The organism is Shimia sp. R10_1, from assembly GCF_017744095.1.
Classification (GTDB): Bacteria; Pseudomonadota; Alphaproteobacteria; order Rhodobacterales; family Rhodobacteraceae; genus Shimia.
The window spans coordinates 616,794-643,431 of record NZ_JAGHQX010000001.1 but is presented as its reverse complement, the minus strand read 5'-3'; the positions used below and the strand labels follow the sequence as shown (position 1 = coordinate 643,431).

The following is a 26,638-nucleotide window of genomic DNA, read 5'->3' as shown; positions in this document are numbered from 1 at the left end:
CAGAAAACGGGTGGTTTTCTTATTTCTTTTTGCGGGGCGGCATCAGGTCAGTGATTGTGCCTTCAAACATTTCCGCAGCGAAATTCACTGTCTCGCTCAGGGTTGGGTGAGGGTGAATCGTGTGTCCCAGATCCACCGCATCCGCGCCCATTTCAATGGCCAGCGCCACCTCGGCAATCAGGTCACCGGCGTTGGGTCCAACGATCCCTGCGCCAATCACTCGCTCGGAATCTTCGTCAAAAATCAACTTGGTAAGCCCTTCAGAGCGCCCCAGGCTGAGGGAACGACCGGACGCGGCCCACGGGAACACACCTTTGCCAATCTTGAGCCCTTCGGCCTTGGCTTGGTTTTCGGTGACACCCACCCAGGCGACCTCTGGATCGGTGTAGGCCACCGATGGGATCACCCGCGCATCAAAGTGACGTTTGTGCCCGGCTGCAACCTCTGCGGCCACTTTGCCTTCATGCACGGCCTTGTGGGCAAGCATTGGTTGGCCAACCACATCACCAATGGCAAAAATGTGAGGCACGCCAGTGCGTTGCTGGCTGTCGACCGCAATAAAGCCGCGCTCATCCACGGCCACACCTGCCGCCGTTGCGTTGACTTTCGCCCCATTTGGGCGACGTCCCACCGCAACAAGCACTTTGTCAAAGGTATCAACCACTTCGCCCTTCGGGCCTTCCATGGTGACCTCAAGGCCCGCGTCCGTAGCGTTAACCGCTGTGACCTTTGTCTGCGTCAGGATCGCCTCATAGCGCGAATCGATGCGTTTATGCAGCGGTTTGACCACATCCTTGTCCGCACCCGGAATGATTTGGTCCATGAATTCAACGATGGTCACTTTGGAACCAAGCGCGTCATAGACGGTCGCCATTTCAAGGCCAATGATGCCGCCGCCGAGCACGAGCAGGCGCTCTGGCACGTCTTCCAGCTCCAGCGCACCGGTGCTGTCGATCACGCGCGGATCATCATGTGGAATGAAGGGCAGGGTGACAGGCTCAGAGCCGGCTGCGATCACACATTGATCAAAGCTGACGGTGGATTTCTCGCCGTCATTATCGACCTCAATCATGTTGGGGCCGGTGAAGGTGCCATAGCCGTTCACAACCTGCACTTTGCGTGCCTTGGCCAGTCCGCCAAGACCGCCAGTCAGTTGATTAACAACGCTTTCTTTCCAACCGCGCAGCTTGTCGAGATCAATCTCCGGCTTGGCAAAGCTGATGCCGTGATCGGCCATTTCCTCGGCTTCGGTGATCACTTTCGCAGAGTGCAGCAGCGCTTTGGAGGGGATACAGCCGACGTTGAGGCAGACACCACCAAGGGAGCTGTCTTTTTCGATCAGCACAACCTTTTTGCCAAGGTCTGCGGCGCGGAAAGCTGCGGTGTAGCCGCCGGGGCCTGAGCCCAGAACCACAACTTCCGCATGCACGTCACCTGCGCCTGTAGCGGTGCCAGTAGCGGCCACAGCTTGCGGTGCGGCAGGCGCTTCAGGAGCGGCGGCCTTGGGCGCCTCAGCGGCACCTTCAGCTTCCAGCACAACGATCAGGCTACCTTCGGCAACCTTGTCGCCCTCGGCCACTTTGATCTCCTTCACCACACCAGCGGCGGGGGAAGGAACCTCCATCGTAGCCTTGTCGCTTTCTAGCTCGATCAGCGGGTCTTCTGCAGCGACTGTGTCGCCGACAGAGACCAGAATGGAGACAACGGGAACTTCAGAAAAGTCACCAATATCAGGTACTTTGACGTCCATCTCTGTTCTCCTTACCACATCAACTTGCGCATATCGCCCAGCAGGGTTTTCAACGTCACGGTAAACCGTGCAGCCAAGGCCCCATCAATGGCGCGGTGGTCATATGACAGCGACAGCGGCTGCATCAGACGTGGAACAAACTCTTCGCCATTCCAAACCGGCGCCATTTTTGAGCGGGTCAGGCCAAGGATTGCGACCTCAGGTGCGTTCACAATCGGGGTGAAGGAAGTGCCGCCAATGCCGCCAAGGCTGGAGATGGTGAAAGTTGCGCCCTGCATATCCGGACCTTTCAGCTCACCCGCGCGGGCTTTGCCGGACAACTCCATGAGATCTTTGGAGATTTCCACAATGCCTTTGCGGTCCGCGTCTTTGATCACCGGCACCACAAGACCGTTTGGCGTGTCTGCTGCGAAGCCGATGTTGTAGTAGTCTTTCTTGATCAGCTTGTCGCCATCGGGGTGGATCGAAGAGTTCACTTCCCAATGTTGTTTCAGGGCCGACACCGAGGCTTTGATTACGAAGGAAAGCAATGTCACGCGATAGCCGTCTTCTTTGGCCATCGTGTCCATTTCTTTGCGGTACTTGTCCAGATCGGTGATGTCCGCTTCGTCGTTATGGGTGACGTGCGGGATGTTGAGCCAGCTGCGATGCAGAGCCGGGCCAGAGATCTTTTTGATCCGAGGCATATCCACATCTTCGACCGGGCCAAACTTGGAGAAGTCGACGGCTGGAATGGGCGGAATGCCCATGCCACCCTGAGCAGCGCCAGCAGCAGGTGCGGCTGTTGCGGTGGTGGATTTCAAGAAGGCGGTCACGTCTTCACGCAAAATGCGACCCTTGCGGCCGGAGCCGTTCACTTTGGCAAGATCAACATCAAGCTGACGTGCAAATGCACGCACAGAAGGCGATGCATGCGCTTTGCCAAAGCCGGCGTCTGTCACAGCTGCTGGAGCTGAAGCAGGTGCTGCAGGTGCAGGTGCTGCGGCAGGGGCCGCAGCTGGCGCTGTTTCCGTCTTTGCAGCCGGAGCCGCTTCTGCGGCGTCTTCTGCCTCAAGCAGAAGAACCACAGAGCCTTCGGAAACCTTGTCGCCTTCAGCCACTTTGATTTCGACAACTTTGCCAGCCGCTGGAGACGGCACTTCCATGGTGGCTTTGTCGCTTTCGACTTCGATCAATGGATCTTCTGCGGCGATCAGGTCGCCCGGGCTGACCAAGACGGAAACCACTGGAACGTCAGTGAAATCACCGATGTCGGGAACTTTGACTTCAATTGCCATGTCTAAAATCTCCTCTTTTCCCGATCACACCAGGCGCGGGTTCGGCTTGGCGCCGTCGATGTCATATTTGGCCAATGCGGCCTCAAGGTCTTTCTTGGTCACAGCGCCCTCACGGTAGAGATCCACCATGGCGGCTGCGGCGATGTGATTTGCGTCCACCTCAAAGAAACGGCGCAGGTTCACTCGGCTGTCAGAGCGTCCAAACCCGTCGGTTCCGAGCACGGTGTAGCGGCCCGGCACACAGGCGCGGATCTGTTCTGCGTAGTTCTTCATGTAGTCTGTTGCGGCAATCACAGGGCCGGTGGCCTTTGCGAGCTGCTCAGACACAAAAGGCACTTTTGGCTCAGCCAGTGGGTTCAGGCGGTTGTGGCGTGCTGCGTCCTGACAGTCACGTGCCAGCTCATTAAAGCTGGTCGCGGACCAGATTTCGGATGTGACACCGAAGTCTTCTTTCAGCATTTCAGCCGCTTTCATGACCTGCACCAGAATGGTGCCGGAGCCCATCAGCGTCACATGCTTCTTGGTCGGTTTCTTCACCTCTTGGAAGCGATAGAGACCTTTGATGATCTCATCTTCCACACCCATTGGCATATCCGGATGGGCGTAGTTTTCGTTCATCAGAGTGAGGTAGAAGAACACGTCTTCCTGATCTTCATACATGCGCTTCAGGCCATGCTGAACGATCACTGCAACCTCGTATTGGAAGGTCGGATCGTAGCTCACGCAGTTCGGGATGGTGCCTGCGAGGATATGGCTGTGGCCGTCCTCATGCTGCAGACCTTCACCGTTCAGAGTCGTACGCCCTGCGGTGCCACCCAGCATAAAGCCACGTGCACGGCTGTCGCCTGCGGCCCATGCCAGATCGCCGATCCGCTGGAAGCCAAACATGGAGTAGTAGATGAAGAAGGGGATCATCGGAACGCCATGGTTGGAATAGGAGGTCGCTGCCGCAATCCAATCTGCCATCGCACCGGCTTCGTTGATGCCTTCCTGCAGAACCTGACCAGAGGTCGATTCCTTGTAGTACATCATCTGATCCGCGTCTTCGGGCGTGTATTTCTGCCCTTCAGGGTTATAGATCCCCACGGAGCGGAACAGGCCTTCCATACCGAATGTGCGGCTTTCGTCAGGCACGATGGGCACCACGTTTTTGCCGATCTGCTTGTCGCGCAAGAGTGTGGTCAGGATACGCACAAAGGCCATCGTGGTAGAGATTTCACGCTCACCAGTGCCTTTCAGCTGCGCCGCAAACTTATCGAGGGCAGGGATCTCCATTTTGGCAGACTTGGTTTCCCGTTTTGGGAATTCGCCGCCAAGTGCCTTACGGCGATCTGCGAGATAGGCTTTCTGCGCGTTGTTGAGCTTCACAAATGGCGCTTTGGGCAGATCTTCGTCGCTCACAGGGATCTCAAAGCGATCCCGGAAGGCGCGCAGCTGATCTTCGGCCATTTTCTTCTGCTGGTGCGTGGTGTTCTGGCCTTCGCCAGCACTGCCCATCCCGTAACCTTTGACCGTCTTGATCAGCAGGCAGGTTGGCATTCCTTTGGTGTCTGTGGCGCGTTTGAATGCGGTGTAAACCTTTTGCGGGTCATGGCCACCACGGCGCAGGGCGAAGATCTGTTCATCTGTCCAGTCTTTGACCAGTTCCGCCGTTTCTGGGTATTTGCCAAAGAAATGCTCGCGAATGTATGCGCCATCTTTGGATTTGAAGGTCTGATAGTCACCGTCAACGGTTTCATCCATCAGCTGCCGCAGCTTGCCGGAGGTGTCTTTTTCCAGCAGTTCATCCCAGCCTTTGCCCCAAAGCAGCTTGATGACGTTCCAGCCTGCACCGCGGAAGTCGCCTTCGAGTTCCTGCACGATTTTGTGGTTGCCACGCACAGGGCCATCCAGACGTTGCAGGTTGCAATTCACCACGAAGATCAGGTTGTCGAGGCCTTCGCGTACCGCGAGGTCGATGGCGCCACGGCTTTCCGGCTCGTCCATCTCACCATCGCCGAGGAAGCACCAGACCTTGCGGTCTGCCATGTCGATGAGGCCGCGGTTGTGCATGTATTTCATGAACCGCGCTTGGTAGATCGCCATCAGCGGGCCGAGGCCCATGGAGACTGTTGGGAACTGCCAATAGTCGGGCATCAACCATGGGTGCGGGTAAGAGGAAAGGCCTTTGCCGTTCACCTCGGAGCGGAAGTTTTCCAGCTGCTCTTCGGTCAGGCGGCCTTCCATAAAGGAGCGCGCGTAGATACCTGGGATCACGTGGCCCTGGAAGAAGACAAGGTCACCGCCATGGATCGCAGATTTGCTGCGCCAGAAGTGGTTGAGGCCGATGTCATACATCACCGCAGAAGAGGCGAAGGAGGCGATATGCCCGCCGTACTCGCTGCTTTCCTTGTTGCGGCGCACCACGGTCGCCATCGCGTTCCAGCGGTTGATGGTGCGAATACGCCATTCCATGTCCAGATCACCAGGGAAGTCTTCCTGATCATCCGTTGGAATGGTGTTCTGGTAAGGTGTGGTTGCTGAGAAGGGCAAAGTGGCCCCGGCCGCACGGGCTTGTTGTACAGCTTTGTCGAGCAAGTAGTGGGCTCTGTCCGGTCCATCCCGTGCAATCACATCTTCGATTGCGTCTTGCCATTCTTGGGATTCGACCGGGTCGATGTCAGAAATCTCGTTCGCCATGCGGCGTCTCCTCCACTGAAATCCGCGTTTCAGCCTTTATAGTTTAATATTAAACCATTCTGCTAGTGGGGCCTGTGCATGGCTCCCATGCGCAGGCGTCATGACTGATAAATACTAAGTATGTATATTTGATGCGGAGATGTTGGCCTAGATTTAGGCATAAAAAAAGGGGCGCGCGCGCCCCTTTCGCCAGTGCTTAGGTGTTATCAGTTGTCTTCTTGTGGCAGCACCAAGTTCAAAACAATTGCGCAGAGCGCTGTTGGGGCGACTGCTGAGGTCATCAGCGTTTTGACGACACCTGGCAGATATTGAACCGCTGTTGGCACCAAGTTAAGCCCCAGGCCCGCGGCGAGCGAGACTGCAATGATCACCATATTGCGGCGGTTCATATTCACCTCGGTCAGCACGTTGAGACCCGCAGAGGCCACCATACCAAACATCACGATCACACCACCACCAAGCACGGGGAGAGGCATGGATGCGATGACCGCACCGATTTTTGGCAGCAGGCCACAGATGATTAGAACGATGCCGCCGATGGTCACAACATGACGGCTCATGACACCGGTCATACCGACAATGCCGACGTTCTGGCTGAACGAGGTGTTTGGCAATCCGCCAAAGACACCCGCAACTGCCGTGCCGAGACCATCAGCGTAGGTCGCGCCTTGAATTTCTGCGTCGGTTGCGTCACGTCCTGCACCTGCTTTGGCCGTGGCAGAGGCATCGCCCACCGTCTCAATTGCAGACACAACCGACACCAGCGTGACGGCAATGATCGCACCAAGGCTGAATTCAAAGCCGTAGGGTAGGGGGGTGATGCCTGTTATCCACGAGGCTTTGCCCACCGCTGCAAAGCTGACCATGCCAAGCGCAAATGCCAGCACATAGCCTGCAAGCAGGCCCACCAGTATAGCGGCGTTGGACAACACGCCTTTGGTGTAGAACTTCAATGCCAGCGCGACGATAACAACGGTCAGCGCCACGGACCAGTGCTTGAGCGAGCCAAAACTTTCCGCCTCCATTTGAATTGGTGCCGCCCCGCCTGCCGCATATTTGATGGCCACTGGGATCAGGTAGAGGCCAATCGCAAGGATCACGAGGCCAGTGACCAATGGGGGGAACAGCCAGCGCAATTTGCCAATCACAGAGCCGAGCGCAAAGTGGATCACACCGCCAATGATGCAGGCTGTGAGCGCAACACTAAGGCCCTGAGTGGCTGCAACACCTGCCAGTACGCCCACAAAGGCAAAGCTCGTGCCCTGCATAATGGGAAGGCGGGCGCCGATTGGGCCTATGCCCACGGTCTGAAACAGTGTTGCAATCCCGGCAAACAGCATCGCCATCTGAATGAGGTAAATTTGCTCAGGCCCGCCAAAGGCGAGCCCAGCCGCCCCGGCCACGATGATGGAGGGGGTTACGTTTGAGGCAAACATCGCCAAAACGTGTTGAAAGCCCAGCGGGATCGCTTGGCCAAGAGGTGGCGTGACGTTTGGGTCAGAGTACTGTCCCAAACTCTGTGTATTCGTAGCTGTGGTTTCAGCCATGTTGTCTTCTCCTGTCGGTCGTTGTGCCCCGCAGCTTCGTTAGGTGAGCCACTTGGAGCGATAAGATCAGGGCGGACCTGATCGAGGGCTTTGCTCCTCCACAACCTGATAGGGTGTGTCGAACCAAAATTCTTCAAGATTGGCAGTGTCTCCAATGCGATCCACCACAGCAAAGAGGCCGGGGTTTGAAAGCGGAGTCAGGACACCGTGCCACGTATTGCGATGAAAATTGATCGCTTGTCCCGGTGCTGTGAGAAAGGCCAGCGGTGCATCTGGCGATCCGCCTAAATCTTTGGCAACGATCACCAAAAACGCGTGTTCTGTCATCGGTATGAAAGCCTGGGAGCCTTCGGGGTGACGCTCCACCATATCGACGGTGTATGGGAGCGCGCGCGGCGTGGCGTTGAACAATGAAATGCCAGCGCGCCCGTCTGGCCCGAAATCCATGTTCGCCAGATCGTGATGGCGGCCGCACATGCCCTGATTGATGATTTTGTCGGGTGTGTCTTTCAGCTCGATGACATCGCCAAATGGCGCAAAACCTTCTGCGGACAGCGGGCGCGCGATGATCTGTTTCACGGCAGAAGATCCTGTAATCTGAATTCCGCGATCCGCTCAACCTGGCGGCAGGCCTCGGCAAATTCAGTTTCGCTGTCGTTGCCGATTCGGCGCTCAAAAGCCGCCATGATCGACGCTTTGTTGTGATCGCGCACCGCGATAATGAACGGAAACCCATGCTTTGCGACGTAATCGGTGTTGAGCTGGGTGAAACGGGTGCGTTCACCGTCAGTCAACATATCAAGCCCTGCGCTGGCCTGCTCTGATGTGCTTTCTTCGGTCAAACGCCCCGCTGCGGCCAGTTTTCCTGCCAGATCAGGGTGGGCACGCAGAACTTTAAGGCGCGCGTCTTTCGGTGCGCGGCGGAACGCACGGCACAGCACATTGTGCACACCCGCTGCGCAGTCATGGGCTGGCCCAAGTTCCAGATCGTGAGCCAAATCGGCCACCCAGGGAGAGTGCTCAAAGATCCCGCCATAGCAGTCAACAAAGCGGTCTTTGCTCATTTGGCTGGGGCGTTCGATGCGGCGATGCGGGTGGTTTGATTGCCAGTGTTCGGCAATTTCAATACGCCGCGGCGTCCAGACTCCTTCGAAGCTCTGGATGTAGTCTATAAACTGTTTGAGGGCCGCAAGCTTACCAGGACGTCCCACCAAGCGACAATGCAGACCGATGGACAGCATCTTGGGCGCGCCGTCGCAGCCTTCGGCATAAAGGACGTCGAATGCATCTTTCAAATAGGTATAGAAATCTTGCCCGGTGACCCATCCCGGCGCGGTGGCAAAACGCATGTCGTTGGCCTCAAGCGTGTAGGGGATGATCAGCTGATCACGGTCTTCAAGCTCTATCCAATAAGGCAAGTCATCGTCATAAGTGTCTGAAATGTAGTCAAAGCCGCCTTCCTCTGCGACCAGACGCACCGTGTTTTCTGAACAGCGGCCTGTGTACCAACCGCGCGGGCGCTCCCCGACGACTTCGGTGTGAAGCCGGATTGCTTCTGCGATCGAAGCGCGCTCTTCATCCTCCGGCATGTCTTTGTGTTCAACCCACTTCAAGCCATGGCTGGCAATCTCCCAGCCTGCGCTTTTCATGGCGGCAACCTGTTCGGGGCTGCGCGCGAGGGCAGTGGCCACGCCATAGATTGTGACGGGGATGTCGGCTCCGGTGAACAGGCGGTGCAAGCGCCAGAACCCGGCCCGTGCGCCGTATTCGTAGATCGACTCCATATTCCAATGACGCTGGCCGGGCCATTGGGCGGCGCCCGGGATATCCGACAGAAACGCCTCTGAGGCTGCATCTCCATGCAGGACACAGTTTTCGCCACCTTCTTCGTAGTTCAGCACAAACTGAACGGCGACTTTAGCGTCGTTGGGCCAGGCGGCTTTGGGTGGATTTGGGCCATAGCCCCGCATGTTCCGGACGTAACGAGTCATGTGGTCGGCTCCCTCACATTTTTGTCATTATGTTCTAACGCGTGAAAATGCCCAAGACTTTCTCTTTATTCATGAAAGAGTTGTTGGCACTCTGACTTTGCGCGCGGTTTCATCATCGGCGATAGACAAGGCACAGAATATATGAGGGATAGTCATGGCTGGTTTTCTGACAACACATGTTTTGGACACTGCGCGTGGGGTGCCGGCAAAGGGCATTCGTATTTCGCTATACAAGGTGAGCGGCAACTCTCACCGTAAGATTGCCGAGACCATCACCAATGATGATGGCCGCACCGATGCGCCGATTTTGCCGGAAGACAAATTCCAGACCGGGTCTTACGAGTTGATCTTCCATTGTGGAGACTATCTGCGTGAGACAGGGCAGGAGGGTGATGATCCGCTGTTTTTGGATGACGTCCCAATCCGGTTTGGCATGTCTGATGCCGCTGCGCACTATCACGTGCCCCTTTTGCTGTCCCCCTATGGCTATTCCACCTATCGGGGCAGCTAAGGATCTGAGATTGACAGTGTTCCTTTGAGCGCGGCCTGCACGCGCGGGGTCATGAAGTCGATCAAAAGGCGCGTTTTGGGGTCTTGATGGCGCCTGTGCGTGTACAAGAGCGCCATTTGAATGGGGATCGGGGGCGTATCTTGAAGCACTGGGACCAAGGCACCGGATTTGAGATGCTCAGCAATTTCAAACACGGGCTTGAGGGTGATGCCAAAGCCCTCAAGCGCCCAATTTGTGAGCACATCCCCATCGTCAGATTCAAAGGGCCCTCTGACAGCGAAGCGGCGGGTTCCGGTCTCTGTCTCCAGTGGCCACTGAAACTCCGGTGCCCCAGGGTATCGTAAGTTCAGACAATCGTGGGCGCCGTTCGTGAGCGCCTCAGGGTGTTCCGGCACGCCGCGTTCGGAAAGGTATGTGGGCGCGGCGCAGAGCACGCGAGGGCAGTCGGCGATTTTGCGAATGCGCAGAGTGCTATCTTCGGGCACGCCAAGAAAGAAGGCCACATCCAGACCTTCAGCGGTGAGATCGAGCTTGCGGTCTGAGAGACGCAATCGCAGATCTATCAAAGGATATTCTTTTTTGAATTCAGGCACTAAAGGTGCAATCAGGCGGCGGCCAACGCCGAGAGGTGCCGCGATGTGCAGCAATCCACGCGGGCTTTGCGTTATGGAGTTAACCGCGGCTTCAGCTTCGTCAATGGCCTCCAGAATCTTGCAGGCTCCGTCATAGAAGGTGTTGCCTTGCTCCGTTGGATTGAGCTGACGTGTCGTGCGGTGGAACAGTCGAACGCTTAGATATTCTTCTAATTGTGAGATGCGCGATGAGGCCACCGCTGCTGAAATACGCTGATCCCGCGCGGCGGCTGACATGCTGCCAAGTTCATAAACGCGCACAAATGTGCGAATGTTGTCGATGTAAGACATGTGATCTTCAGGATTTTCTTGAAGCTGTTCGGAGTTTTTCACGATAGAGAAGAAAACGAAGGCGCGCTAGCTTACTGCGACGACAAAAAGAGAGAAAACCATGAACGAGTTCGCGATCATATGGGATTGGCTGGAATTTGCCGTGCGTTGGCTGCACGTGATCACCGCGATTGCCTGGATTGGCTCATCTTTCTACTTCATCGCATTGGATTTGGGGCTGCGCAAAGCGCCCAATCTGCCTGTCGGAGCGCATGGCGAAGAATGGCAGGTGCATGGCGGTGGGTTTTATCACATCCGCAAATTCCTCGTGGCCCCCGAGGCGATGCCAGAGCATCTGACCTGGTTCAAATGGGAGAGCTATTCCACTTGGCTCAGCGGTGCGGCACTTTTGATGGTCGTCTATTGGGTGGGCGGCGAACTTTACCTCGTGGATCAGACCAAATCTGATCTCGTACTTTGGCAAGGCATTGTGATCTCAGCGCTCTCGCTTGGCGTTGGCTGGTTGGTGTATGATTTTCTCTGCAAATCCAAGTTGGGTGAATTTCCAACGGTTTTGATGGTTCTGCTTTTTGCTCTGCTTGTTGTGATGGGCTGGGGATACACTCAGGTGTTCACTGGTCGCGCAATGATGCTGCACCTTGGGGCATTTACCGCAACGATCATGACCGCAAACGTGTTTTTTATCATTATGCCGAACCAGCGTATCGTGGTGAAAGACTTGCAAGAAGGTCGCACGCCCGATCCGAAGTACGGCAAAATTGCCAAGCTGCGCTCGACCCACAACAACTATCTGACCTTGCCGGTCGTGTTCCTGATGTTGTCCAATCACTACCCGCTGGCCTTCGCCACCGAGTACAATTGGATCATTGCGGCGCTCGTGTTCTTGATGGGGGTCACAATCCGGCATTTCTTCAACACCATGCATGCGCGCAAAGGTATGCCGTATTGGACATGGGCAGTGACTGCGATCCTGTTTGTGCTCATCATGTGGTTGTCAACGGCTCCGATGGCGCACACCCCGCTTGAGGAAGAGGAGGCGCGTGACCTCACGCCTGCCGAGCAGGTGTTTGCCTCTGCAAGTGGTTTTGAAGATGTTACTGATATCGTTTTGGGACGGTGTTCCATGTGCCATGCACGTGAGCCGTTTTATGATGGCATCCATCGAGCGCCAAAGAACGTTTTGCTTGAAACGCCAACAGAAGTCGCCGCGATGGCGCGTGAAATCTACCTTCAATCGGGCGTGAGCCATGCGATGCCCCCGGCCAATGTAAGCTGGATGGAGCTAGAAGAGCGGCAGGCGATCATTTCCTGGTACCGCGCAGCAGGAAGCTGACCGGGGCGCTTGCCATTGGTCTAAAACCTTGTTTCTTTGCGCCAAACGCAAGGGAGCGGTGAAGATGGTCAAGGCAGTGATTTTCGATCTGGATGGCACGCTGGTAGATAGCGCACCAGACATTCAGGCATCCGTAAATGTGATGCTGGAAGAGGAGGGGCTCGGGCCGCTCGACCTTCCTACCACCATCCAGTTCATCGGAAACGGTTTGCCAACTTTGGTGGAACGGGTCATGGCGGCCCGCAACATTGAAGAGGTAGAGTTCGATCGGATCCATGCGCGTGTTCTGGCGATCTACAACGCTTCAAACTCTGACAAGTCGGTGGTCTATGATGGTGTGCTCGACACGCTGAAGTATCTGCAGGAACAAGGGTTAACCTTGGCTGTGTGCACAAACAAACCTGTGGAGCCTGCTCGGCATGTCCTGGACGGTTTGGGGCTGGCCGGCTTTTTTGAGGCTGTGATTGGTGGGGACAGTTTGTCGGTGCGCAAACCTGATCCAAAACCGTTGTTGGCAGCGATGGGCGATGTCCAGAAAAGTGACGTGCTTTATGTCGGGGATAGCGAAGTGGATGCGGATACTGCGTCAAACGCTGGGGTGACTTTCGCCTTGTTTACCGAAGGGTATCGAAAGTCCGCTGTAGCCGAGATTTCTCATGATGTGGCCTTTTCTCATTGGAGCGAGCTCTTGGACGCGGCAGGGTTGCGCCGTAGTGCAGGCTGAATGCCAGATAGGTCTCGCAGTTTCTGAACTGTGACTTGCCCTGAAGGCGGCAAAGGTTTTAGGCTGCCAAAGAAGTCTGCGACACGAGGGAGGTTGCAAAATGAAGTCTATTGTTTTCAGTGCGTTGACAGCTGTTTCTGTGCTGTTGGGGGGCGCACTTTCGGCGCAGGTGATTGAGTTGACACCTGCCAACCCGCAACCGAAGGGTCTCAAGACCGGGTTGTCGGTGGTCTATGCGGTCAATGATCGGAATGTGCGCAATCTGCATCCTGCGCAACGACGGATTGAGCGCTTTGGTGAGGCGGGTGAGCCGCTGCCGGGTTTGAATTTCCCTGACAAGGGCAAAGGTGCGCCAGTGATGACATCCGGTCGCGCTGAACTGGTTTCAGCCGAGGTTAAGGGCTACATCAAGTTCCCGGCTGCTGGGGTCTATGGTATTGAATTTTATACAAATGATGGCGCTCAGATCTGGATCAGCGGGCAGACTGTGGGCAAGCTGGATGGCATTACGGCCTGTGCCAGCGCGGGGCGGCCGCAGGTGAATGTGCCCAAGGCGGGCTGGTATGACATTAAGGTGTTGTATTTCCAGAAAGAAGGCACTGCCTGTTTTGAAAGTGAGTGGACGCCACCGGGGGGAAAGAGGCAGCTGATCCCAGACAGCGCCTTCGGTTACAAATAGGCGTAAATGCACAGAAGGGGCCGATGGCCCCTTTTTTGTGCGGGGAAACACATCGGTATTGCGTCGGTATCGCTACGGTATTGCGTCGGTATCACGTCGGTGCAAAATCGCGGGGTGATCAGCGGCAAATACCCTCAATCTCGGCACCGTCCCACGGCAGGATCACAGACTCCAGCCGAGGCAGATCTTCGACCGGGAAGTGATCATCGAGCAGCGCACGCAGCCGTGTGGTGCGCGGCGCCTCGGGATCGAGGATCGCGCAACAGAGATATTCCTCGACCACCGCTGCTTGCTGCTCATAGCCATAGTCCAGAAATGTCTCAGCAGAGGCGGTTTCAAATTGATAAGGATCCACGCCGCGTTTGTGCTCGCTGGCGGCGCGGCGCGGCGAGTAGCCGGTGATCTCGCGGTTTTGCCATTGCCAGATGTGGGTCATTTCATGGGCAAAGAACAGCGCGGCGCTCATGTGCAGTTTTTCGGGATAGTCGGGCACATAATTTGGCACGGACCAGCCCTCTGTCGTGAAAAGCCGATTGAACAGCACAACGCCTGCGGGGGAGGCGGTGATGAGCTCTTCTTTGGGCTCGGGATTGATGCGTTCGCGACAGGCCAGACGCGGGCGTTTTTTATATTCAAAAGTGGCCACACCGAGCGGCACGTCGCGGGTGATGCGCACACGCGCGGTGTCCAGACCTGCGCCATGCACATCGCGTGCAAAGGCGGCCTCTGACTCCGTCAGGGGGCGGGAGCAGGAAATCAATGTGAGCGAAAGGAGACAAAGCAGGCGGTGCATGGGGCGAGATTAGCAAAGCGGCCTGAGCGGACAAGGCCGAAGTCGCGCCATGACGCTCAGATCAACCCGTCAATCGTGCGCCCCAGCCTGAAAGGCGCGGCAAAGGCCACGAGGCAAATGGCGACAAATTGCAAAATCAACAGGGCGCGGCCGGATTGCAGCACCTCCCATGCTTCTCGCAGGGCGCTGACATCTTCGATCAGCGCATCATAGGTGAGGGCCAGCACGCGATAATCCGCGGCGATGTCGGGCCGGGTTGGCGCGATGTCTTTGAGCGCCATGACGGTGGGCACGTCGCGTGTGTCAAAGGCGAGGAACTCCGCCTCTTCCAGTTCGGCGGCGGCCTTTTTCATGGTGTCCATATCATCGCGGTTTTTGAACAGCAGGGTGAAGCCTTCGAGTGGGGCGGTGCGCTCTGTCACAGAGACAAAGAGCGGCAAGGCGGTGTTGCTGGCGGAGCTGGCCGAGAGGTATTCCACCTTTTCACAGAGCTTTTGCAGATCATCCGCATCGACATTGGTGCAATAGCGCAGGCGGAAGCGGGCGGCATCCGCATCAAAGGCGCGGCTGGCGGTATAGGCCACCGTCACCTGACGATTGAGCGCGCTGCTGTCTTCCTGATAGATGCCCACCGCAATCGCCACCACCGCGCCAAGTCCGCCAAGCGCGACCCAGATCACATCGGCCAGCTCCCACGCTTTGGAGCGGTGGGCGTATTTGAACAGCAACAGCGCGCCAATGCTGCCGATCACAAAAAACAGCAGGATCAGAGGCAGTTGATAGATGTGAATAAAATCGACCATGCGGCGACCTTAGCGGGTTTCCATTGAAACAGGGTTCACAGGTGGGTCAGGCGTGTGTCGGTTAATGCCCCTTCACTGTGGGGACGGGCGCAGCGGTTTGCCCTCCAGACAGTCCCGATAGTGCAGCTGGTAAAGGTTTTGCGCCTGTTGGGGTGTTTGTTGCGCTTGGGGGTGTCCGCTGATGGCCCCGCCGATCATGCCAAAGGCATCCGCCTGTTTGCCATCGCGCGTGCCGATGTAGCCAAGATTGCGGGCAAGATTGGCGGTTGTGTTGTGGCCTGAGGGGCGGGAGACGTCGCGGGCGTATCGGTCGCAGAAATCCGCTGTGCGCGGGGTGTTCTGCGACCATTGGCGCGGGCGCTGCGCCTGTTGGCTTTGCGGCGACATGTGGTTGTTTTGATAACGCTCGCTGTCCGCGCGGGCCTGGGCGAGGGCGGAGGTGGGGAGCAGGAAGGCGAGGATCAGGATGAAGCGCATGGGCGGAGTTTGGCAGGGGGGCAGTGCAAGGACAAGCCGTAGGGTGCGCATTTATGCGCACCGGTTTTTTTTGGGTGTTTTTGGGGGCGTGGTTTATCGGAAAGGTGGTGCGCAGTGAATGCGCACCCTACGGGGACGGTTTCGTAGGTGTGCCTTTGATGCTTAATGTCGCAGCTTTATTTTTTGATTGTATTTTGGTGGGTGGATCTACTTTAAGTGGTGTTGTTGAAACATAGGAATATGAATTTGAAGACTTTGACCATCGTGATCGCAGCGATCCTTGCGACACCCGCGCCGAGCTATGCTTTGGCCCCCGTTTTCACCCAACCCCTGACAACAGAGAGCACTGTGCAGCACAGTGGCGGCTGCCGTAAAAGCTCTCCTCCGGGGCAATGCTGCCATGCAGGCAAGCAGCCGCTGCATTGTCACTGAGGCTTGGGAGTTGATCTTGTTCGGAATGCATAGCATTCCGCCGCGCCCGACCCTCCCCCATGGGAGGGCGCGTTCCGCACCCACCCTCGGGTCAGGCGCTGTTTTCACTTTAAAGTAACGTAATCTGGTAGTTAATTGAGCTAGAGGCTGAAATATTGGATAAACAATTTTGCAAGAACTAAAAATTCTGTTTGATGTTCCGGATCATCAAGTAAGCGTCTCCGCCTTTGTCGCCTCAGCGCGGGCTGCGGAAACAGCAATCGCCACGCTCAATGACGAATTGTTTGATGGAATTTTTGATGTTCAGCTAGTCGTCGCAGCTCCGCAGCAAGGTAGCTTGCGTCAAGTTTTGAAAGTTATCGTTAAGCTTGGCAAGATTGGTGTGGTCGTAAGTGGAACAACATGGGCGGGTTTTTGGTCTGTTGTTCAGGTTCTCGAAACAGAAATCGCGATGGGCGTCGTTGAAGAATTGACTGGAGACACTCCAGCCGAAATTGCCAGACGTATTGCGCGAGACTACAAAACAAAAAGAGAAGAGGCTGCTAATGAAAAAGCAGCGAAAGAATTGGAACAAGAGGCAATCGAGCAGTTGTGCCGCGAGGTAGAGGGTATACTCACAGGCACCACAAGCGGAGCATTAGCGGCGAGCCGTGATGTTCTCAATCGCCTTCCAATGTCCGACGAAGCTACATTCAAGCTTTCAGATGCTCAATCGGATATGTTTGAGCAGTGTATTGAGGACAAGACGATCAGTGGTGTTACTTTTGAAAACTCGAAATATGAACCAATTCCTCGAAATCAGTTTCCGGAGCGCGCAATTCGGCCTGCGAAACTAAAAGACAAGGACGAGGATGAAAAGTCTTGGCGGGTTCGGAATGAAGAAATAGTTGTTACCTCACCCAATCTGGATGAAGACGACCAGCCTCGCAAATGGAAGGGAAGAACTGGAAGCAACAAGGCTATTCTGTTCAATGTTGAAGATAGAGAGTTTTGGCGCAAAGTGCATTCTCTTGAAGTAACCTTTGCAGAGGATGATCGAATGGGTGTTCAGCTTGCGACACGTTTGGTCAACGGTCGCCCCAGAGGAAACACGGTGCTGCGCGTAATTAGCTTCAATGGCGTTTCAATGGGCAAGCCACTTGATGATAACGCGCTCACCGCCACCCTAGGGAGGATTGAAACTGATTCCGAAGAAGGCGATTATGGCGGCTCATTGTTTAGCTAGGCCTCAAACATCCAACTCCTCCACAAACCGCGCGTTCTCCTGAATGTACTGGAAGCGTTTCTCGGGCTTTTTGCCCATCAGATCGCCCACCAGCGCGTCGGTTTCGCCGGGTTCGTCCTCGTCAATCGTCACGCGGATCAGTTTGCGGGAGTTCGGATCCATCGTGGTCTCTTTGAGGTCTTTGGCGTCCATTTCGCCAAGACCTTTGAAGCGGGAGACGTCGATGCGCCCTTTGCCGCCGAGGCCTTTTTCCAGCCACATGTCTTTTTCCGCTTCGTCCACGCAGTAGATGCGTTTTGCGCCCTGGGTGAGGCGGAAGAGCGGGGGGCAGGCCATGTAGAGGTGGCCCGCGTCGATCATTGGGCGCATTTGGGTGTAGAAGAAGGTCATCAGCAGTGCGGCGATGTGGGCGCCGTCCACATCCGCGTCGGTCATGATGATGATCTTGTCATAGCGCAGATCATCGACGTTGAATTTGGTGCCAAGCCCGACGCCAAGCGCCTGGGTCAGGTCGTTGATTTCCTGATTGGTGCCGATCTTGGAGCTGGCCGCGCCAAGCACGTTGAGGATTTTACCGCGCAGGGGCAGCAGGGCCTGTTTCTTGCGGTCGCGCGCCATTTTGGCGGAGCCGCCCGCGGAGTCACCCTCCACAATGAACAGCTCGGTGCCCTCGCGGTTGGTGGCGGAACAATCCACCAGCTTGCCGGGCAGGCGGAGCTTTTTGGTGGCGGTTTTACGAGCGGTTTCCTTTTCCTGACGGCGGCGCAGACGCTCCTCAGCGCGCAGCACGAGGAAATCAAGGATCGCGCCGGCGGATTTGGTGTCGGCGGCGAGCCAGTTGTCAAAGTGGTCGCGCACGGCGTTTTCCACCAGTCGCTGGGCCTCCACCGTGGCGAGGCGGTCTTTGGTCTGGCCGACAAATTCGGGCTCGCGGATAAAACAGGAGACCAGCGCGCAGCCTCCCGTAATGAGATCGTCGCGGGTGATCTGGGCGGCTTTTTTGTTGTTCACCAGCTCGCCGTAAGCCTTGATGCCCTTGAGCACGGCGGCCCAGAAGCCAGAGACATGCGTGCCGCCCTCAGGGGTGGGGACGGTGTTACAGTAAGACTGGATGAAGCCGTCGCGGGACGGGGTCCAGTTGATGGCCCATTCGACCTTGCCCGGTGTGTTGAACCGCTCCTGAAAATCCACGGTGCCCGCAAAAGGCTGTTCGGCGTAGGTGGTCGCCTTGGCCATGGTTTCTTTGAGGTAATCCGCCAGACCGCCGGGGAAGTGGAAGGTGGCCTCTGTTGGGGTTTCGCCGTCATCAATGGCGGTTTTCCAGCGGATTTCGACACCAGAGAAGAGGTAGGCTTTGGAGCGGATGGATTTGAAGAGGCGCGCGGGCTTGAAGCGGTGGGAGCCAAAGATTTGCTCATCCGCGTGGAAGGTCACAGTGGTGCCGCGACGGTTTGGCGCGGCGCCGATTTTCTCGACTTTGCCTTGCGGGATGCCGCGCGAAAAGCGCTGTTCATAGAGCTCTTTGTTGCGCGCAACCTGCACAACCATCAGATCGGACAGCGCGTTCACCACGGAGGCACCAACCCCATGCAGACCGCCCGAAGTCTGATAGGCTTTGCCGGAGAATTTGCCGCCCGCGTGCAGGGTGCAGAGGATGACCTCCAGCGCGGACTTGTCGGGAAATTTGGGGTGGGGATCCACAGGAATGCCGCGCCCGTTGTCGCGCACGGTCAGCGAATAGTCTTCATGCAGCTCCACCTCGATGCGGTTGGCATGACCGGCCACCGCTTCGTCCATGGAGTTATCGAGGATTTCTGCCACCATATGGTGCAGCGCGCGTTCGTCCGTGCCGCCAATATACATGCCCGGGCGTTTGCGCACGGGTTCGAGGCCCTCAAGGACTTCGATGGAGGAGGCGTCGTAATCAGTCGGCTGGCTGTCGGCCAGAAGATCGTTGGGCATTCGTGGGCTGCTCTTGTTGGTGTTGCTTGAGCCGCATTATGGCAGGGGAGCGCGGCAGGGGGAAGAGGAAGAACGCGCAGAGACGGGATGAAGCGATGACGCAGGGAGATCACGCAAAATTAGATGGCTGTCCGATCCGTTGGCGCGGTAGGCTTACGTAGTAAATATGGAGTGAAAGCGGTGCGGCGCTTGGGTTTGTCTATTTTGGTTGCATTGGCTTTTGGCGCGCAGGCCACAGCGCTTGAGCGCCCACAGGGCTTGCTTTGGAACCGCAGTGGCTTGCCGGCGACCATCCCATTGCAAATCAAAACCACGGATACGGCGGATTACTTATTGCGGCTGCGTGGTCTAGACAGCGGAGAAATGGCGTTGGCCGCCTATATCCGGGGTGGCGACTTTTTCCGAGTTTTGGTGCCGCCGGGTGTTTATGAGCTGATCTTTGCCTCTGGGCGGGAGTGGCAAGGCGAAACCCTGCTGTTTGGCACAGACACCGACGCTTTTCAGTTGGAGCCCCCGCTGCGTTTTGTTGCGACGGCCACGCGACGAGAAGGGTATCTGATCGATTTGCGCACGCCAGAGGCCATCACGATCCGCAGCTTGGCCACATGTGACCGCCGCGCGGTGGATCCAGACAGCCTACGCGGAACCCGCAATCCAGAGGATTATGTGATTGGCCCGCCAGAGCGGCGTGACCGGCCAGAGAGGCCAGATAAGATCCCGTTCGCACGCTATGAGGTGCAGGGGCGATTTTGTGATTGAACACCGAACTGTGCGGCAAACGCTGATGCTGTGATCGTGCCTCTGCGCTTGCCGATTTGGCTGCGATCACATCGACAGGTAGTTTGTTCCCAGTGTATCGCGGTATTTGTCGATCCATTTTGTGTTGATCGCTGCGATTGTGCCATTTGCGTCAAGTTCTGCAAAACAGCGGTCAAAGTCAGCCGACAGCGCTGCGTCGCGAAAGTTCATCGCATAGCTTGAGGGTTCAAAGATTGCGCGGAACTCAACTGGCAAGGACGCGTCAATGCCGGACTTGTCCCCTGCGTCGCGCAGTGACTCGGTGTAGGCAGCAAACAGCATACCATCACCCAAAATGCCATCTACACGGCCTCCGAAGAGCAGTTTGGACTGTGTCTCCTGATCTGTCATTTCGCGATAAGATCCAAAGCTGCCAGAGGCATCTGCAAGTCCTGGCAGAATGTTTGACGCGCCCTGAAACGCCGCAATGCTAAGGCCAGCGAGATCGCTGAGCGCGGTGTAGTCATTGCCCGATCCGGCAAGGAAAGACACACCATTTTGGTAGGCGATGTAGGGTGCGCTTTGGCTGCCTTCCATGGGCATGCCAAGCGGGACCGTCATGACCGCATCACCAGAGCCGCTTTCGTAGGTTGCCCAGTGACGGGTGAAGGGTTGCACTTCAAACTTCACGTCATGGCCGCAGTGCCCCATGACGGTTTTAACAATCTCCGCTTCGCGGCCAGTGCCGTCCGCATATACCATCGGCGGCAGGTCAGCGGCCATGATCGTGATTGTGTCTGCAAATACCGGTGCGGCCACACATGTGAGAGAGGTGGCGGCCCAAAACGTGGCGATTAGCTTCATTTTTTAAAGTCCTCCTAAGTACCGGGGGTAGCCTAGGAATAGGAGTCTTAAGCAAGTCTTACATGCTTTGGTCTTTGTGAAACCTATTTCAGTTTTTTTGAAGGTGCTGCGCCATCGAGTGGCGCTTACCTGTTGCGAATTCTTGATTGGCGGCTTTGACGGGGGAGGTACGGCGCAGTTTTTTTGGTTTCAAATCAGCGCGCTTATTCCTCCAAATTGACGTGTGTCAAAGTCAAGCCGCACGCCCAATGGTAGGGTTCTGCCGAAGAATTTCAGTAGAGGGAAAAGCCGTTGGAAAAGCAATTTGAGCAAGACACATTCGAGGGAGATCTGGCGTTGGAAACAATTGAAACACCGCAGGCCACAGAGACCACATCAAGCGTCGACAAGGCCACCATGGATGACGTGCGACGTGCCTTTGAGCGTGGCGAGTATCCCTATCCCTCGAAGCTGTCGCGCCGCAGTTATGAGGCGCAGAAAGCCAAGTTGCAGGCGGAGCTTTTGAAAGTGCAGCTTTGGGCGCAGGAGACCGGCCAGAAGTTCGTGATGCTGTTTGAGGGCCGGGATGCGGCGGGCAAAGGCGGCACGATCAAACGCTTCACCGAGCATTTGAATCCACGTACGGCGCGCGTTGTGGCGCTCAATAAGCCAACGGACGAAGAGCGCGGACAGTGGTATTTCCAGCGCTATATTGAGCATCTGCCGACTGCGGGTGAGATCGTGCTTTATGATCGCAGCTGGTACAACCGCGCGGGTGTTGAGCGGGTGATGGGCTTTTGTGAGCCAAATGAATATCTGGAATTCATGCGCCAGACACCGGATCTGGAGCGCATGCTTGTCCGCTCTGGTATCCGGCTCTACAAGTACTGGTTCTCCGTGACTCAGGACGAACAGAAACGCCGGTTTGAAAGCCGGGAGACCGATCCTCTGAAGCAGTGGAAACTCAGCCCGATTGACAAGGCGTCTCTGAGCAAATGGGACGACTACACAGAGGCCAAAGAGGCGATGTTCTTTTATACGGACACCGCAGATGCGCCCTGGACGGTTATCAAATCCAATGACAAGAAACGTGCGCGCCTGAACTGTATGCGCCACTTCCTGAGCACATTGGATTATCCGGGCAAAGACCCCAAGATTGCACAGCCAGCAGACCCGCTGATTGCAAACACGGCGAGCCATGTGATCCACAAATCCGAGCATATTCTTGGCACGGCGCTGCATCCAGATAGCCGGAAGTAACGCGGATTTCAGCACGTTTTGTGCGCAAGCCTGACGTGTCAAAGACCCAGGCGATCTCAGGCGTGAGGTCGCCTTTTGCGTTTGTGGCCCCCTGATTGAAAGACCATGCAAAGAGGCGGCTTGCTCTGTTCAGATAACAGGCATATGGCTGAGGAATGAGCACAGTCAGCAGCATACCCCCCAAGTCCCCGATGCCAACACGCGAGCACGTGCGCGCGCTTTTGCGCCTTGGGGTGCCTTTGATTGGCGGTCATGTGGCGCAGTTTGCCATTGGTCTGACCGATACCATCATGCTGGGGCGCTACTCTGTTGACGCGTTGGCGGCGGTTGTTTTGGGCAGCACGTTTTTCTTTGTGCTGTTTATTTTGGGCTCTGGCTTTGCGATTGCGGTGATGCCGCTGGTTGCGGAAGCGGATGCAGAAGGCGATGAAACTGCCTTGCGCCGGGTCACGCGTATGGGGCTGTGGCTATCGTTGATATTCGGTGTGGTTGTGCAGCCGCTTTTCTTGCTGTCTGGCGGAGTGTTGCAGGCTGTGTTGCTGCAAGAAGCGGATGTGTCCGAGCTGGCGCAGGCGTATTTGCGCATTGCCGGGTTTGGATTGGTGCCAGCGCTTTTGGTGATGGTGTTGAAGTCCTATCTCGCCGCACTTGAGCACACGCGCGTGGTGTTCTGGGTCACCGTTGCGGCGGTGCCTGTCAATGCTTTGGTGAACTATGGCCTGATCTTTGGCAACTTTGGCCTGCCGGAGATGGGCGTGCGTGGGGCGGCGATTGCCTCGATCATGGTGCAGTTTGTGTCGCTGTTTGGCGTGGTGATCTATGCGCTGCGGGCTCTGCCGCAGCATGCGTTGTTTGCGCGGATCTGGCGGCCTGACTGGGATGTGTTTGCGCAGGTGTTTAAACTGGGGTTGCCGATTGGGTTGACCAATCTGGCTGAGGTTGGTCTGTTTGCCGCCTCCGCCACTATGATGGGCTGGCTCGGCAAGATCCCGTTGGCGGCGCATGGCATTGCGCTGCAACTGGCCAGTCTGGCCTTTATGGTGCATCTGGGATTGTCTAATGCCGCCACCGTGCGGGTAGGCAACGCCATGGGGCGCAAGGATGCAGACCATATGGCCCGCGGCGCGATTGTGGCAATTGTGATGTCTTTTGGCATGGCCTGTGTCACCGTTATTCTATTTCTGCTGTTTCCTGAGTATTTGCTCGGGCTGTTCATCGATGCGGATGAAACTGAGCGGGACGCGATTTTGGCCATTGGCGTGAGCCTGCTTTATGTCGCGGCGTTGTTTCAGGTTGTGGATGGCGCACAGGTTATGGCGCTCGGATTGCTCCGGGGGGTGCAGGACACGCGCGGCCCGATGGTGATTGCTGCGATCAGCTACTGGCTGCTTGGGGTGTCCTGTGCCTATGTGCTTGGCTTTAAGCTGGAGTTAGGCGGCGTGGGCATCTGGCTGGGCCTTGTGCTTGGCCTGACGGCGGCTGCGATTATGCTGATGTATCGGTTCTGGCGGACAGATCTGTCCCGGCTGCGCGAAAAGTTCGCTCAAAACGCAAAGAGCTAAGCTCGACACCTCAAGGCGGACACAGCGCGGGCCACATAAGCCTGCTCTATTTCCCTTTGAGTAGGCGATCTGCTTTTTTGCGCACCAAGACGGAGCGCAGGTCGTGCATGGTCAGCAGCAGCGTGTCGGTGATGTCTTCCAGCTGCTCCGGGCTGGCTTTGGACTGGGCCCATTGCGTGGTGAGGTTGAGGTGATCCACCGTGCGGAAGATATCGTCCAGATCGCGGGCCGCCAAAAGCGCACGCCGTTCCTCCATCCACTGCGAGATCGCAGCCTCGTCTTCGCTTGAAAGCGTGCGATCACCGTGCGGTTTGACCTCACCGTTTTTGATGTTGAGAACGGCAATCTGATCCATTTCGATCCGGCGATGGCGGTTTTCGGTATCTACACGAAACACCGCCGCGCCGTTTTCGCGCACGCGAAAATAATAGTCAGGAAGATCGCCGCTCATCTTTGCCTCCAGTTTATGCCCTTTTGCCGGGCTTCAGGTCAGAGAGGCACAGAACGCCTGAATGCGTTGACACGCCTTGGTCAGCGCCTCGTCAGAGGTAGCGTAGCTGACACGGAAGTTTGGCGAAAGCCCGAAGGCAGCGCCAAAAACCACAGCCACATCAGCTTCTTCCAGGAGGGCATTGGCGAAAATTTCGTCATTTTCTATGACAGTGCCTGCAGGCGTTGTCTTGCCAATCAGCCCAGCGATAGAAGGGTAAACATAGAAAGCACCCTCCGGCGTCGGGCAGGAGATGCCTTCGATCTCACTCAACATAGAGATCACCAGATCGCGGCGGCGTTTGAACGCTTCGTTGTTTGGGGCAAGGAAATCTTGCGTGCCGTTCAGCGCTTCCACAGCGGCCCACTGGCTGACAGAGCAGGGGTTGGACGTGCTTTGGCTCTGGATTTTGCGCATCGCGCCGATCAATTCCACAGGGCCAGCGGCGTAGCCAATGCGCCAGCCGGTCATGGCATAGGCTTTGGACACGCCATTACAGGTGAGCGTGCGCTCATAGAGGCCGGGCTCCACCTGCGCTGGCGTGCAGAATTCAAAACCGTCATAGGCGAGGTGTTCATACATGTCGTCAGACATCACCCAGACATGGGGGTGACGCATCAGCACATCGGTCAACTCTTTGAGTTCTTCGCGCGAATATCCTGCGCCGGTTGGATTGGAGGGCGAGTTGAAGATAAACCATTTTGTCTTCGGGGTGATCGCCGCTTCAAGTTGATCCGCCGTCAGTTTGAAGTTGGTCTGCAGAGAGGTTTCCGCCACCACAGGTGTGCCGCCCGCCAGAAGCACCATGTCTGGATAGCTGACCCAGTAGGGGGCTGGGATGACAACTTCGTCGCCTGGATTGAGCGTAGCCATCAGGGCATTGTAGAGCGTCTGTTTGCCGCCCGTGCCAACGGAGACCTGAGCTGGGGTGTAGTCCAGACCGTGATCGCGCTTCATTTTGGAACAGACCGCTTGTTTCAGCTCTGGGATGCCATCGGGGGCAGTGTATTTTGTCTTACCTGCTGCGATTGCGGCCACTGCGGCATCTTTGATATTTTGGGGCGTGTCAAAATCGGGCTCGCCAGCACTCAGGCCGATGACGTCACGGCCTGCTGCTTTCAGTTCGGCGGTCTTTGCTGTCATGGCGATGGTCGGAGAAGGTTTGACGCGCGAAAGGGTCTCAGACAGGAAAGACATGGCTTGGCCTCATTTGTAATCAGTCGACCTATGTCTTAGGGTGCGCGAGAATGCCGATCAAGGCCGAAGCGCCAAGGAGATAAGAATGCCTCAAGATCAATTGGAAGCGATGCCACAAGAGGATTGGTATGGCGAAGATGTGGCGACTTTTGGAGATCGTCTTGCGGCGGCGCGTGACGCAGCAGGGATGAAGCGTGGCGAGTTCGCCAAACGCCTCGGCGTGAAGAAATCCACGGTGGCTGCCTGGGAAGATGATTTGAGCGAGCCGCGCGCCAATCGTCTGTCGATGATGGCAGGGCTTTTGAATGTTTCCGTTGGCTGGCTGCTGACGGGAGAGGGCGTGGGTGTGGACCTCGAAGGTGAAGGGGAAAGTGCAGAGGCAGGTCTTCTTGCCATTCTGAAAGACATCCGCGATATCCGCACCCGTATGAAAAGCGATTTGGATCGGCTGGCCCGGTTGGAAAAAGCGCTCCGCAAAAAGGTTTGAGAATGACTGACGCCCCCAAAGAGCGTGCCAACAGTGGCGCAGAAACTCTGGAGAATCGACTGAAGCGGATGAAAATGCGGTCGATGCGGCGTGGCATCAAAGAGATGGATATCATCCTTGCGCGGTTTGCCGACGAAAATCTGGCAAAGATGGATACCGCCGGGCTTGATCTGTATGACGCGCTGCTGTGTGAGAATGATCAGGATTTGTATCAATGGGTTACGGGGCAGAAGCCAACGCCGGAACCTTTCACAGACCTGATTGCACGTATCTCTGTCACGATCAGCGGCGCAAATTGACGCGAATTTGTAACATCTTTTGCGCTGTTTAACCTCTTGTTGGGCTTTTTCCGTCACTGTGATCGCTAGATAAGCTGACGGAGACCAAGAATGAGCTTTCATTCATCGATGCCCAGCGGGACAGAACAGAGCTTTATGGCTGACTATCTGGACTCGCTGGCGCTTGTAGAGCGGTTGCACCGCTTGTTGCTGGACGTGATTAAAGACGAGTTTGAACGTGTAGGTGTGATAGAAATCAACGCTGTTCAGGCGCTTTTGCTGTTTAACATTGGCGACAATGAAGTGACGGCAGGCGAACTCAAAAGCCGCGGGTACTATCAGGGCTCCAATGTGAGCTACAACCTGAAGAAACTCGTGGATGCGGGATATATGCACCACCAGCGCTGCGAGATTGACCGCCGCTCTGTGCGCGTGCGCCTGACCGAAAAGGGCCGCGAGATTCGCGATGTGATTTCCGCATTGTTTGCGCGCCATGCTGAGGGCCTTCAGTCCAAAGGTGTGCTTGGCGAAGACGGTATCGAACAAATCACCCACGCGCTGCGTCGTGTGGAACGGTATTGGACAGATCAGATCCGCTACATCTACTGAAGTAGACAGGTTGCCCCAGAACGGGGATTCCGTAGCTTTTGCGCACCTGCCTCAGAAGGGGCATGGTG

At 56.4% G+C, this 26,638-nt stretch carries 26 protein-coding genes; 12 read left to right on the top strand and 14 right to left on the bottom strand.

All coding sequences use genetic code 11. From position 1 onward, the window contains the following. Nucleotides 1-19 precede the first annotated feature (19 nt). The 6 genes from lpdA to puuE form a co-directional block, all read right to left on the bottom strand. Nucleotides 20-1,750 (bottom strand): dihydrolipoyl dehydrogenase, encoded by a 1,731-nt coding sequence (gene lpdA / locus J7413_RS02940; protein WP_209096225.1) that lies wholly within the window; start codon nt 1,748-1,750, stop codon nt 20-22. Nucleotides 1,751-1,761: 11 nt separating this feature from the next. After that, complete coding sequence (gene aceF / locus J7413_RS02935) at nt 1,762-3,027, bottom strand: dihydrolipoyllysine-residue acetyltransferase (protein WP_209096223.1); 1,266 nt, start codon at nt 3,025-3,027, stop codon at nt 1,762-1,764. Between the two features lie 24 nt (nt 3,028-3,051). Continuing rightward, a complete protein-coding gene (aceE, locus tag J7413_RS02930; protein WP_209096222.1) occupies nt 3,052-5,706 on the bottom strand; it encodes a pyruvate dehydrogenase (acetyl-transferring), homodimeric type in 2,655 nt (884 codons plus the stop codon). Between the two features lie 206 nt (nt 5,707-5,912). Then, a complete protein-coding gene (locus J7413_RS02925; protein WP_209096220.1) occupies nt 5,913-7,253 on the bottom strand; it encodes a nucleobase:cation symporter-2 family protein in 1,341 nt (446 codons plus the stop codon). 66 nt (nt 7,254-7,319) lie between these two features. Next, nucleotides 7,320-7,832, bottom strand: coding sequence for an ureidoglycolate lyase (locus J7413_RS02920; RefSeq protein WP_209096218.1), 513 nt, complete (start codon nt 7,830-7,832; stop codon nt 7,320-7,322). Next, the gene (gene puuE, locus J7413_RS02915) at nt 7,829-9,244 is read right to left on the bottom strand and encodes an allantoinase PuuE (protein WP_209096216.1); all 1,416 of its coding nucleotides are present in this window, start codon (nt 9,242-9,244) and stop codon (nt 7,829-7,831) included. The genes J7413_RS02920 and puuE overlap by 4 nt, the downstream gene beginning before the upstream one ends. Before the next feature lie 154 nt (nt 9,245-9,398). Between puuE and uraH the strand changes: the two genes are divergently transcribed. Then, nucleotides 9,399-9,755, top strand: a complete 357-nt coding sequence (uraH, locus tag J7413_RS02910) for a hydroxyisourate hydrolase (RefSeq protein ID WP_209096214.1) — start codon at nt 9,399-9,401, stop codon at nt 9,753-9,755. On the opposite strand, the gene J7413_RS02905 is transcribed toward uraH, so the two are convergent. Then, nucleotides 9,752-10,678: a LysR family transcriptional regulator gene (locus J7413_RS02905; RefSeq protein ID WP_209096212.1), complete on the bottom strand. Its 927-nt coding sequence runs from the start codon at nt 10,676-10,678 to the stop codon at nt 9,752-9,754. The genes uraH and J7413_RS02905 overlap by 4 nt on opposite strands. A gap of 100 nt (nt 10,679-10,778) precedes the next feature. Between J7413_RS02905 and J7413_RS02900 the strand changes: the two genes are divergently transcribed. From J7413_RS02900 to J7413_RS02890, 3 genes are all read left to right on the top strand, one after another. Further along, nucleotides 10,779-12,011: a urate hydroxylase PuuD gene (locus J7413_RS02900; protein ID WP_209096210.1), complete on the top strand. Its 1,233-nt coding sequence runs from the start codon at nt 10,779-10,781 to the stop codon at nt 12,009-12,011. Nucleotides 12,012-12,075: 64 nt separating this feature from the next. Then, nucleotides 12,076-12,735, top strand: coding sequence for a phosphoglycolate phosphatase (gene gph, locus J7413_RS02895; RefSeq protein WP_209096208.1), 660 nt, complete (start codon nt 12,076-12,078; stop codon nt 12,733-12,735). A 100-nt stretch (nt 12,736-12,835) separates the two neighbouring features. Next, a complete protein-coding gene (locus J7413_RS02890) occupies nt 12,836-13,414 on the top strand; it encodes a PA14 domain-containing protein (protein ID WP_209096206.1) in 579 nt (192 codons plus the stop codon). Nucleotides 13,415-13,532: 118 nt separating this feature from the next. Here the strand turns inward: J7413_RS02890 and J7413_RS02885 are convergent, their stop codons facing one another. The 3 genes from J7413_RS02885 to J7413_RS02875 all read right to left on the bottom strand — a co-directional run bounded on the left by J7413_RS02885 (nt 13,533) and on the right by J7413_RS02875 (nt 15,538). After that, nucleotides 13,533-14,207: a hypothetical protein gene (locus J7413_RS02885; RefSeq protein WP_209096204.1), complete on the bottom strand. Its 675-nt coding sequence runs from the start codon at nt 14,205-14,207 to the stop codon at nt 13,533-13,535. 56 nt (nt 14,208-14,263) lie between these two features. Next, entirely contained in the window at nt 14,264-15,010 is a 747-nt protein-coding gene (locus J7413_RS02880) for a hypothetical protein (protein ID WP_209096202.1), read from the bottom strand. A gap of 72 nt (nt 15,011-15,082) precedes the next feature. Next, on the bottom strand, nt 15,083-15,538 hold the full coding sequence (locus tag J7413_RS02875) for a hypothetical protein (RefSeq protein WP_209096200.1): 456 nt from the start codon (nt 15,536-15,538) through the stop codon (nt 15,083-15,085). Between the two features lie 2 nt (nt 15,539-15,540). Between J7413_RS02875 and J7413_RS02870 the strand changes: the two genes are divergently transcribed. Together J7413_RS02870 and J7413_RS02865 are read left to right on the top strand one after the other, a co-directional pair. Further along, nucleotides 15,541-15,723 (top strand): hypothetical protein, encoded by a 183-nt coding sequence (locus tag J7413_RS02870; protein ID WP_209096198.1) that lies wholly within the window; start codon nt 15,541-15,543, stop codon nt 15,721-15,723. A 365-nt stretch (nt 15,724-16,088) separates the two neighbouring features. Beyond that, nucleotides 16,089-17,144, top strand: coding sequence for a hypothetical protein (locus J7413_RS02865; RefSeq protein ID WP_209096196.1), 1,056 nt, complete (start codon nt 16,089-16,091; stop codon nt 17,142-17,144). 3 nt (nt 17,145-17,147) lie between these two features. On the opposite strand, the gene parE is transcribed toward J7413_RS02865, so the two are convergent. Next, complete coding sequence (gene parE, locus J7413_RS02860) at nt 17,148-19,106, bottom strand: DNA topoisomerase IV subunit B (protein ID WP_209096194.1); 1,959 nt, start codon at nt 19,104-19,106, stop codon at nt 17,148-17,150. A 195-nt stretch (nt 19,107-19,301) separates the two neighbouring features. On the opposite strand from parE, the gene J7413_RS02855 reads away from it, so the two are divergent. Then, on the top strand, nt 19,302-19,865 hold the full coding sequence (locus tag J7413_RS02855) for a hypothetical protein (RefSeq protein WP_209096192.1): 564 nt from the start codon (nt 19,302-19,304) through the stop codon (nt 19,863-19,865). A 66-nt stretch (nt 19,866-19,931) separates the two neighbouring features. Here the strand turns inward: J7413_RS02855 and J7413_RS02850 are convergent, their stop codons facing one another. Further along, a complete protein-coding gene (locus J7413_RS02850; RefSeq protein ID WP_209096190.1) occupies nt 19,932-20,708 on the bottom strand; it encodes a transporter substrate-binding domain-containing protein in 777 nt (258 codons plus the stop codon). Nucleotides 20,709-21,053: 345 nt separating this feature from the next. Between J7413_RS02850 and ppk2 the strand changes: the two genes are divergently transcribed. Continuing rightward, a complete protein-coding gene (ppk2, locus tag J7413_RS02845) occupies nt 21,054-21,947 on the top strand; it encodes a polyphosphate kinase 2 (protein ID WP_348538720.1) in 894 nt (297 codons plus the stop codon). 155 nt (nt 21,948-22,102) lie between these two features. After that, on the top strand, nt 22,103-23,509 hold the full coding sequence (locus J7413_RS02840; protein WP_247743292.1) for an MATE family efflux transporter: 1,407 nt from the start codon (nt 22,103-22,105) through the stop codon (nt 23,507-23,509). A gap of 46 nt (nt 23,510-23,555) precedes the next feature. Here the strand turns inward: J7413_RS02840 and J7413_RS02835 are convergent, their stop codons facing one another. Both J7413_RS02835 and J7413_RS02830 read right to left on the bottom strand, forming a co-directional pair. Further along, nucleotides 23,556-23,960: a hypothetical protein gene (locus J7413_RS02835; protein WP_209096188.1), complete on the bottom strand. Its 405-nt coding sequence runs from the start codon at nt 23,958-23,960 to the stop codon at nt 23,556-23,558. Between the two features lie 33 nt (nt 23,961-23,993). Further along, entirely contained in the window at nt 23,994-25,196 is a 1,203-nt protein-coding gene (locus tag J7413_RS02830; RefSeq protein WP_209096186.1) for a pyridoxal phosphate-dependent aminotransferase, read from the bottom strand. 85 nt (nt 25,197-25,281) lie between these two features. On the opposite strand from J7413_RS02830, the gene J7413_RS02825 reads away from it, so the two are divergent. The 3 genes from J7413_RS02825 to J7413_RS02815 all read left to right on the top strand — a co-directional run bounded on the left by J7413_RS02825 (nt 25,282) and on the right by J7413_RS02815 (nt 26,570). Further along, the gene (locus J7413_RS02825; protein WP_247743291.1) at nt 25,282-25,683 is read left to right on the top strand and encodes a helix-turn-helix transcriptional regulator; all 402 of its coding nucleotides are present in this window, start codon (nt 25,282-25,284) and stop codon (nt 25,681-25,683) included. A gap of 2 nt (nt 25,684-25,685) precedes the next feature. Further along, on the top strand, nt 25,686-25,982 hold the full coding sequence (locus tag J7413_RS02820; protein ID WP_209096184.1) for a succinate dehydrogenase assembly factor 2: 297 nt from the start codon (nt 25,686-25,688) through the stop codon (nt 25,980-25,982). A gap of 90 nt (nt 25,983-26,072) precedes the next feature. Next, complete coding sequence (locus tag J7413_RS02815; RefSeq protein ID WP_209096182.1) at nt 26,073-26,570, top strand: winged helix DNA-binding protein; 498 nt, start codon at nt 26,073-26,075, stop codon at nt 26,568-26,570. Nucleotides 26,571-26,638: the final 68 nt, after the last annotated feature.